Raw genomic sequence first — 1,052 nt, forward strand, 5'->3', positions numbered from 1 at the left:
TTCGGCACGCCCGCTTTTTGCAGGATCACCTCTTCCCCGCGCAGCGCCGCTGCGACAAGCTCCGAAAGCCGGGTCTTGGCCTCGCCGATATTGACATGGATGGTCATTGCTTGGCCAATATAGCTTGGCCAAGCAGGTTGGTCAAGTTGGAGTGGTGACTGGTTTGGCGACCAATTTCGCGTAGGAAAGATGCCATCGGAATGCATTTCGGCGGACAAAGGTGAGGCCGCTTGCCTTTTCGATAGCTCGCGCTAAGCCCTTCGACAGGCTCAGGACGAACGGGAGATGGGGAAGGGCCGCAACAGAGAAGAGCCCTCAAAGCTCCGTTCGAAGTGAAACAAACCAATCTCCGTTCGTGCTGAGCTTGTCGAAGTACGAATTCGCACAGTCTAGCGTCAAGACCGTGATCGCGCCAAGCGAGAAATCAATCCCCAGTCACCAACAATCAGTGCCTGCTTTTTTGCTCGTGACCAGCCCTTGATCTGTCGTTCCGCCGCAATGGCTTCTTCACGTTTGGAGAAATATTCGCTCCACACCAGCACCACCGGGCGGCGGCAGCGGGTATAACCGCCAATTGCCCCCGACTGATGGGCGGCAACGCGCGCTTCCAGATCGTCGCTATGCCCGACATAATAATGCCCGTCGGCGCATTTCAGCATATAGGTCCAGAACGCCATGGACGTAAGATGGCGCGCACTCATCCTTCGACAAGCTCAGGACGAACGGGAGGGAGTGATTGGCCTGAAGTGTTAAGAAACGAGCGCTCAAAAACCCCGTTCGTCCTGAGCCTGTCGAAGGACTGAGGCAATCACCAAGCTAAATTCGTCACCCTGAACTTGTTTCAGGGTCCACTTCTCCGGTCTCGCAGGCGGTGATTGGGTCATGATGGCTGCTGGCTTAGCTTTTGATAACTTGCTGGCGAACAAATTCCTCAACGGTCATACCAGCGTCTTCTGCCGCCTCTAGCAATTCCTGATCGAAGCCAAGATCTAGAGAATCTGGGCCTTTTGGTTCTGCCAACCATAACAAACCCGAGCGATATGTCAGTTTAT

1 protein-coding gene is annotated in these 1,052 nt (G+C 54.7%); it reads right to left on the minus strand.

The genetic code is table 11. The features are described from left to right. Positions 1-395 precede the first annotated feature (395 nt). Positions 396-701 carry a GIY-YIG nuclease family protein gene (locus V7665_RS13610; protein WP_335665074.1) on the minus strand — a complete coding sequence of 102 codons (306 nt, stop codon included), beginning with the start codon at positions 699-701 and terminating at the stop codon, positions 396-398. Positions 702-1,052: the final 351 nt, after the last annotated feature.

The organism is Parasphingorhabdus sp., assembly GCF_036964675.1.
Classification (GTDB): Bacteria; Pseudomonadota; Alphaproteobacteria; order Sphingomonadales; family Sphingomonadaceae; genus Parasphingorhabdus.